General features: G+C 33.3%; 3 protein-coding genes and 2 pseudogenes. 2 read left to right on the top strand and 3 right to left on the bottom strand.

Annotation, left to right across the window (positions count from 1 at the left end):
• The first annotated feature begins 195 nt into the window (after positions 1–195).
• Together Phpb_RS09215 and Phpb_RS09210 are read left to right on the top strand one after the other, a co-directional pair.
• Positions 196–894: a hypothetical protein gene (locus Phpb_RS09215; RefSeq protein ID WP_065390077.1), complete on the top strand. Its 699-nt coding sequence runs from the start codon at positions 196–198 to the stop codon at positions 892–894.
• A 202-nt stretch (positions 895–1,096) separates the two neighbouring features.
• Positions 1,097–1,213: pseudogene (locus tag Phpb_RS09210) on the top strand (recombinase family protein); the annotation flags it as partial.
• Between the two features lie 133 nt (positions 1,214–1,346).
• Here Phpb_RS09210 and Phpb_RS23670 read toward each other — a convergent pair.
• The 3 genes and pseudogenes from Phpb_RS23670 to Phpb_RS09200 form a co-directional block, all read right to left on the bottom strand.
• Positions 1,347–1,496 (bottom strand): annotated as a pseudogene (locus Phpb_RS23670) (zinc ribbon domain-containing protein); the annotation flags it as partial.
• Between the two features lie 198 nt (positions 1,497–1,694).
• Positions 1,695–3,740: a hypothetical protein gene (locus tag Phpb_RS09205; protein ID WP_065390076.1), complete on the bottom strand. Its 2,046-nt coding sequence runs from the start codon at positions 3,738–3,740 to the stop codon at positions 1,695–1,697.
• A 2-nt stretch (positions 3,741–3,742) separates the two neighbouring features.
• Entirely contained in the window at positions 3,743–8,230 is a 4,488-nt protein-coding gene (locus tag Phpb_RS09200; protein WP_065390075.1) for a hypothetical protein, read from the bottom strand.
• Positions 8,231–8,699: the final 469 nt, after the last annotated feature.

The following is an 8,699-nucleotide window of genomic DNA, read 5'->3' as shown; positions in this document are numbered from 1 at the left end:
GGTTTGGGATTTTTGGCAATTGATCAGATCGCAAAAATCGGACTGAGTTCCCTTCCAGTGATCTATTATTTTGAAAATTTATTTATAATCAGGCATCTAATTTACTTCTCATGTCAGATTGCCGAAATCACATTTACTGCTATGATCAATATCGAAACTTGTCATTTTTATGATCCGTAATACTCAGGAGGAATTATGTTTAAGATTAATGAGAATACGTTATCGATAGACCCTGTAGAGCTTTATGGAATGAAACTTAAATTTGAAAACGGAAGTGTTAATACGGGAATCATAGGTCCAGAAGGTCAAATTGGCGTTCGTTATAGCTTGAATTTCAAATTAATCCTTGACTACAAGTCATTCAAAGAAGTTATTCAAGAAAAACTGCCTGATTTTTTTAGTAGCTTTAGTAATAATGTTCGACCTGTGCTGGATGGTTTTGCCTATTACAATGGTAACTTTTTGATAGGAAATGCCAATTTCCTCAAAGAGAAAAAGGATTTGCATAATTTCCTGATAAATAGTTCCAGTTGGATTACTGGCTGGAGTGATGCTGTGGGAACTGGTTATTTAATTAATTACGAAAAGCCAGTGTTTTCCCCTTCATCTGATGGCAGTGAATTGAATATAAGTGCTGCAAAAAGTTTTGTATTTTCAGATGTCAGTAAAATTTTTGAAGTTAAGGATATCCCGGTAACCGCCCTGAACTGGACTCTTTACCTGAGAGATGAAATTGAAGATGATAATGAAGGTGGCGATTTGAATCTTGCCTATTACCCTGACGAAATCGTCTATGTTGATGGCTCCCGCTTATATAAAAACCAGCTTTATATATCAGGTAAATACCTTACTCCTGGAGATATTTCTCATGATCAAATAAAGGTTGCTAAATAAGATACAAAAGAGAAGCAATCAAAAACTTCCATCAATCATCTGGAAAAAATCAAAACGTTTCAATTAAGCAGGAAAAGCTCATTTCAAATCAAATATATGAATATCGCTCAGACTAATCAGGAAACCGGCCTGTTATTCTAAACCCGGTTTCTCGTTTGTGTACACCCAAAACAGACAGCCCGGTGAGATAGTTTTCATTATTATGGCACTTTACGGCTATGCCCGCATTTCAACCCACGAACAGGATCGCACCCTCCAGACACAAACGCTGCGGGCCGCCGGTTGTGAAATCATCCGTGCGGAAAAAATCAGCGGAAGCAGCCTGTTGATACGTGAACGGCAGAACTGCGGGACAAAATGCTGGCGGTGGGACTGCCGATATGATGATTTTGATTTGCAGTTATTGTGAGTCCGGTGCAATGGAATGCGAGTCGGTGTGATTTCAAATACGATTCATTACACCTAACTACATAGCTCCTCCACAAGCCAGCACGGCGTGCGCCATTGATATCAGCATTCGCTCTATATCCGCATACTTGGCACACGAATTGGCTTTGTGACAGGCGGTTTTCTTTTGCTGTATGACCGCAACCAGCGCATTTCATTCCAGCCCTGACAGTGACGATGCTCGACGTTGTGAAACACTCTACGGGGCTAACGTCCCGCCGAAATCCCTCTCCCGCTTTATGTCGGCGGGAGCACTCTTTCGAAGGAAAAGATAGCACCGTGACTTTTAGCATAGCCTCGGTGCCGCCGCTGTGATCCTTCCGCTTTTTCGGAGAAAACTTTTTAATTTCCACCTAGTTTTCAATGTATATCTTAGCTATTTTCTCAAATAAAGAGCTTTTACTGACTTCCCTAAGCCTTAATATATCGTTGGTAAAAGAACGTAGGAAAATAGATGTGATATTTTGTTCCATAGCATTTATCTGTTTACCCTCTTTATCCATAGTCAAAATATTGTAAATTAAGTTCTCTTTTGCAATCGTTTGATTAGGTGAATTACATGGTGATACAAAATACAATAAATCATCTCCCCTCGGTTGAAGATAAATATGTTCATACTGACTATTCTGTTTAGGGGCTAAGTAATAGGGCAAAACTGTTTCAATCGGATTACATACTCTATTTACTAAATTTTCATCTTCCAAAGCATATTCAATATTATCTATTTTCTGATTACCGATGATCCTGGGAATTCTATCTGAGTGATATCGGCTAAGAATAACTTCTTCAATATTATCAATCAAATAAAAAGAATCATTATAAAGACTTGATATTTTCTTCATAAATGCGCATTTTTCATCAAGGGCCGACCGACTCTTTACAAGTGAATGTTTATTGATGAAAAGCGTTTTGTTATGAATATCAACATCAACTATTGAAGCAAGTATTTCCTTATTTTTCTTATATGTTTCTGGAATCCTAATATACACAAGAGTTATCTTTAAATCTGGAAGGTCAATATTTGCAATTTTTTTCTCTTTAAAAATTCTCTCTTTTAGCCAAAGTTCACTCTTGATCTTTTGGAGTTTTATAACTATTTCGTTGTTTAATCTTTCCAAGCCGGTCTTCTTATCGTTTTCCACAATATTATCATCTAAATTTATACCCTGAATAACCGTTTCACCTTGCGCTTCAAACCTATAGTGTTTCAATTTCGAATAGTAATCCGATTCAGCATCTTCTATTCCCTTTTCTCCAATATGCTTAAATGCATCCCATGTCGTGTTTTTAATTTCACCCTCGACCAATATACTGGTTTTAGCTCCATCATCCAATGAATTAAGAACCAAATAGTTTTTATTTTTATCCAATAAATTAAAATCTTGAACAGGAGAATCAGTTAATTCTTGTAGTTCAAATACTTCCTTAATCTCTTTTTCCAAAAATATTTTGGATTTACTATCAGCAGAATGCTTTGGAATTCTGGCATCTATTAATATCAGAGGATGTAATAAATTTTTATTAACCGTGATAAAGTCATGAAGGACATAATCAGCTTTAAAGTATCTTTCACTAAAAGAGATCTCAGCATGATTTAATAGTTCTTTTATTTTTTGTATAATCAAGTTTTGAACATAATTTTTACTATTTCGATATCCTTTCATAAATCGCATGAATTTTTTCTTAGAGTGTTCATTGGTATTGATATTATCTGTTACCTGAAAATTATTTTCTTTAGTTCTAAATAATAATTGAATTTCTTCTGTGTTGTATGAATCCACATTGTATGAGTCCACTTTTTTTTCAATTCTAAAAGCCTTTCTATGTAAATTTACGACTAACTCTTTTTGACAAGTGAAATAAAAACGCGGATAAAAAGAATCAATTATATTACCACGTTTTTCTGCTGATAAATAAATTCGTGAATTATAAAATTCAGGTTCTATTTCATAATTCTCTTCAAGCTCTTTTAGAAAAATTCTTTTAATATGCAATCCCACAATCGCAGAAAAAACATTGCATAAAAATTTGCTATTTTCTTCAAATTTATCAATAAACCCTTTTATGTCATATTCCTGGTCGGAAAGATAAAAAAAGTGAACTGCTTTACTACTCCAAAAACTATCGTAAAACACTTTTTCTGATGGATTTAAATTTAGTTTTTTCTTTATGATTTTTTGTATTTCCTTATCTACTTTAGCATAGAAGTCTTTGTCTCTTTCTCCCTTTTCTTTAACAAAGCTCTTTTGACCATGAGTAATATATAATCCACTACCATCATCTACTTCAAATAGCTTCTCTATATTACCAGAAATACTCCCGTCAATGTCTAAAATGTTAGTTTTAGCTACAGGAGAAACGTCAGAACAATCTTTAGCAATATCAGCTAACTTTATCATTATCAATCACCTTGTAATAAATTTAAAATTTGTTTATTAATACGAACTTCTTTAACTAACTTACTTCCTGAACCTATACGAAAATCTTGGTCATAATCTTGCTTTTTATTTTCATACCCAAAGTATTCCTTAAATAAGTTAAGATAATAAATTTTACTATCTGGAGATATTTCTTGCTCAAGATTTAATGGATTATTTTCCATGCGAGTATTTAAATATACGAACTTAACTGATTCATATTTATTATCAATATAACTTAAAATAGTTTCAGCTTTTCCTTGAGCATTATTATGCGTTTTTAACGATTGATATCTTTTATCTAAAGTAGATGACCAATTCTTTGTATCAACACAAATTAAATGTTTATCCGCCTCAATATAAAAATCAAACAATTCATAAGCTTTTTTTCCTATTTTTTCACTCAATAATTTAGGATCTATTGGCTGACAATTATGTAGTCTATCTAAAAGTAGGGTAAATAAATATTCACCCATATTCCCTTTGAGCAATGGAATGAAAAAAGGATGTGGAATGCAATCTTTAAACACATTCTTGCTTAGAATTGCAATTTCTTTTAAAAGATGTGTGACATGTTCATCTTTTCTACCATCAACTCGATTACCAATACCTGAAAATATCCATTCTTTAGGATGATATATTGAATAACCATGTTCAATATCCGTTAACGTTACTATCCCATCGTCAAGATTTTTAATACTTAACTTCAACTGTGGAGTAGTAGATATATCAATATATAATGCATCAACCGCCTCCATCATTGCCTGGTATTTTTTGACATGGGGATTTGATTTCAGTTTTTTTACATAACTTGATGGTGATATCAAACTTTCAATAGATCTAAGATGTTCATTGAATATAATCGCTTCGGCATTATCTTTCCTTGCAACTGAGAGCACCCCTGGAACAAAATCTTCAAAAAACTCTTTAAGCAAAGCCGAATTTCTAGCTATTTTTTCCTCAAATAATTCTCTCTCTTCACATGATTTAAAACTACACATCATTCTTTCTTTTTCGCATAGCCGCATAAAATGATGATTTAATAAAGACAGACTCTCTAATATCGGACGATTTTTTTTAACTCGAGTAAATTGATTAAACAGAACTATTCCATCCTCTACAGCACTATCTGGAATAAATATCTCTGTATTTATCTTCGTATCTTTACGCTCCACACGTCCAATAGCTTGCATTAAATCTTTTAGTTTAGAAATCATATGTTCACGCATTAAGAACCGGTAATCTTCACCACTTGATAAATTGATATCAAAATCCTTTAGAAATTTTTCCTCATCTGAATCAGAACATTGTTTCATTAGCAGCAGATAGTTTTGTAATGAGTGGAGTGTCCTATCATTTGTTTTTTCATCCTTAATGATTGCACTCCAGAATGGCGCACTCGTTAATACTAAACGCTCAAAATCCTCCTCAAATAAATCCCCACCTTCTTCTGGATAAGTAAGAAAATAATTTAACCCTGTACCGGCACTTTTATAAGATGAGAGTAATACAATTTTCGTATTTTTATCCTTTATATGGATGAAATCTCTAATATTACACTCTTTACGTAATTCCGCATCAAATAAAATCACACGGATCTTAGGTTTATTTGCAAAAGGTAAATACTCAAATATTTTCCATGAATTATGCACTTTTTTGATATTCTTAATTTTTACTTCTGATCTGGAAAAATATTTTTTCAATTTACGCTGAAAACGATTACTCAATGCCAAACTCATCGTATGCTTACCTTGATAAGCAGCAAGGAGCATAGAACAAAGCTGGCGTTCGAACTCTATTTTTTGGTAGTTATTTAAACTCTTTTTAAAATTTTTATCCAAACCGTAAAGCTCGTTCCTAAGAAAATTAAATTTTATTTTAAAACTCTCATCAAAATCCTGGCAAAAATCAAATAAAGGAAGATCTGAATTAAATACACCAAAGTCGATAGTTCTCAATTCCGCTCGTTTATCCCGCAGAGAAGCCAATAACGCAATATCAGTACCACTTCGCTCAATGATTTGAATAGCTAAGTTATTTGGTTTACCAGAGCAAAATCGTCGTAAGAAATTACGATTATATTGCCCTGAATAGGTTTCAGCAAAACCTGTCGTCGCACTGAGACAAATTACGCTATTTCTTGTGTTATAGAGACTACGGAGCAAAGCCACTTCGGGCTGCTCTTTAATAAGATCAAGAGTAAAATTTACATACGTGAGATGACTTAATGTCTCGTCTTGAAACTCTAACTCTTTTATCCGTTCTATGGTAAATACGGTTTTAGACTGAAAATAGGTATAAAAGTTAGAAATCAACATTTCTTCCGAAGCAGGATGATCAAACATTTGTTCCAGCTCATTCCTGATTTTTCCTGCTTTCTGTATAAATTTATACATCAAAAAGTTTTGACTACTATCCCCCGCCTGTTTAAGTGATTTCGCAAATTGTGAACGACTGGAAATCTTCGCGGCAGCAGCCAATACTACCATCGCAAGTTGATAAGTATCGTGAAGAGAAGGATTTTTATCTCGACTATCCGTAGAATAATATAATTGACAACCACTTCCTCTATGCACAAATTCAATTTTCACTTTCTTTAGTGATTCTTCATTAAAAAAACGTTTAGGAGAAAAACTGAATACATTTCTGGTAATATTAATGACCTGTTCAATATCATCACCCTTAATTTGAACAAAATCGATATTACCAGAAAAAAGTTTAAGTAAAGACTCCAAGTTTTGTTCAATAGTGCCTTCTAAAGATAGCTCGCAATTCTTTTCCAAATACGCCTTGATATCATGAATAAATTCATTTTTCTCAGAGAAAAAAGGTAAATATGACATCTTAGCAACATCAATATCTTTCACTTGTTGTAATAGACGGTAAGTTACCGCAAAAACATGAACAAGTTGTACTTTATCATCAATTAAATTCACACTACGCGAGTTTGAAAAAATTCGGTAAGCCTCATGTTCTTCATCAATCACTAATGTAAAACTAATATTGTGTTTTCTAAAATAGTTTTCGCCGTCGATCTTAAAAAAATCTGTCTTTAAATGTTCAATTTGTTCTGCAACAGGGGATTCTAAAAAAGCACTTAATGTATTGTTTGTAAGTTTCTTTTTTCCACCAATTAAGTAATCAAAAGGTATCGATTTTACAATATATTTACCTGCCTTATTTATCCGTGGCATTTTAATCGGCTTGTCAAATTTGCTAGTCGTTGCTAGCAGAATACAGGGCGAAACCATCGCTGCCGCCATTGGTATACAATGAAAGATAATTTCTTTACGCAACAGTTCAATCTTGTTCTCTGCTCCCATAATAGCAGGTAGATTAACGGCCGACTCTTGTTGGTTTAAAGCAGCCTCAGATAACTCATCAAGCACCCTCGTTAAATTAGATTTACACTTTTTAAGCTGATCTTCATAATCCTGAATAAGATCAACGTCATCACCTTGCTGTTTTTGTATTAGAATTTGCTTTTCAATACTCTCTATCGCTCTAACAACAATAGCTAAATTACTGGCTTTCGATGCTAGCGGTGAGTTTTTCGCTCTTTTTTCCCATGTTAAATAACGTTCTCGATTCTCAATAATCTTTCCATTGCAATCTTCAACCCAGTTTACAAAGTTCAAGTCTCTCAGATCTTCCTGGCTGTAAAGACCAAGAAATTCAATGCCTTTTTTCTTCGCCTTTTTAATCAGTTTCTTATCAAAATCAATCTGTGATTTCTGGGGAGTAACAAATAAAAAATTGGTAAAATCACTACTTTTCATATTAACAGCAACCGATTCGATGTAACGATTAAGTACTCCATAGCTCTTACCAAAACCCGTTCCGTCATTTGAAAATACCAGTGTTGGGTGATCATTTTGATATACGTTATACAGCTCAGATAATTGAGATCTCAATACATTAATGTCATCTTTAAGATGCTGTGGCGCTCTCTTATTCGCTAAGTAATTAGCAAGGCTAGATTGTTCTAACTGATGAACCATGCCATATGGCTGATATTCCCCATCTAAGAGAATAATCAATTTTTGGCGATACAATTCTTGTATAATGTTTCTTTTCGATCGATTTAATTGCTGCGAAAAGTGAGCAACAACATCATTTACCAACCATCCCGCTCCAAAAAGTTGATTAGCTTCTAAAAACGCCTCTTTATCTCTCTTTGTTAACGTTTTATAAGATACACATAATGTAAAATCGTCTTTAGAAGCTGTTTTGTCCTTCATCGGCAAAGCGACTTTGCGGGCCTTATCTCTACTTCTTTGATATAGGAATCCCATCTTTGCAAGCTCAAACATAATAGCAATAGCTGTCGCTTCATCATGTTTAAGATCTTGTCTGATATCCTCCAAGATTTCAGCATGTTCATCAATAACATTATCTAATCTTTTAAATAATTCTAATTTCTTATAAGCGATATCAAAAAGTTTTTCTTTTAAGGTTTCAGACCACCTCATTCATGAAATCTCTTCTGTTTTATTTTTGCACAATCAAACTCTACACAAAATGCATATGATTTTCCAGAGTAAAAATAGAGGGCGGAAGAGAGAAGACAGAGGACAGAAGAAAACGGGAGGATGTTATTTTAAAATCATAATAGAGTCTAAAAGTAAATAAGATGAAAATATCCATCATCTTGTTCATGGAATATTTTTAAAACCGGAATACTTCTTAGATTAATAACTAAGTTATCAAGGTATAAATTGCTGGTAAAAATCATCGTTTTTATTCTGATTAGCTCCTGACTGTAAATTAAATGATTTTATTTACCTCACTGTTTAATAAATCAGGAAATCTAAACGTCTATACTTCTTCACATCTAAAATAAAACTAATATATTACTTTTGGCTATATATGGTTGCTATTCATTCTTTCAAACAAATACATATACAGAGTTATCCTCCATAACTATCTGAATACAACGGA

This window comes from Photorhabdus namnaonensis (genome assembly GCF_001684335.1).
GTDB classification, from domain to species: Bacteria; Pseudomonadota; Gammaproteobacteria; order Enterobacterales; family Enterobacteriaceae; genus Photorhabdus; species Photorhabdus namnaonensis.
The sequence above is the reverse complement of the archived record's forward strand: the minus strand, read 5'-3'. Positions and strand labels throughout refer to the sequence as shown.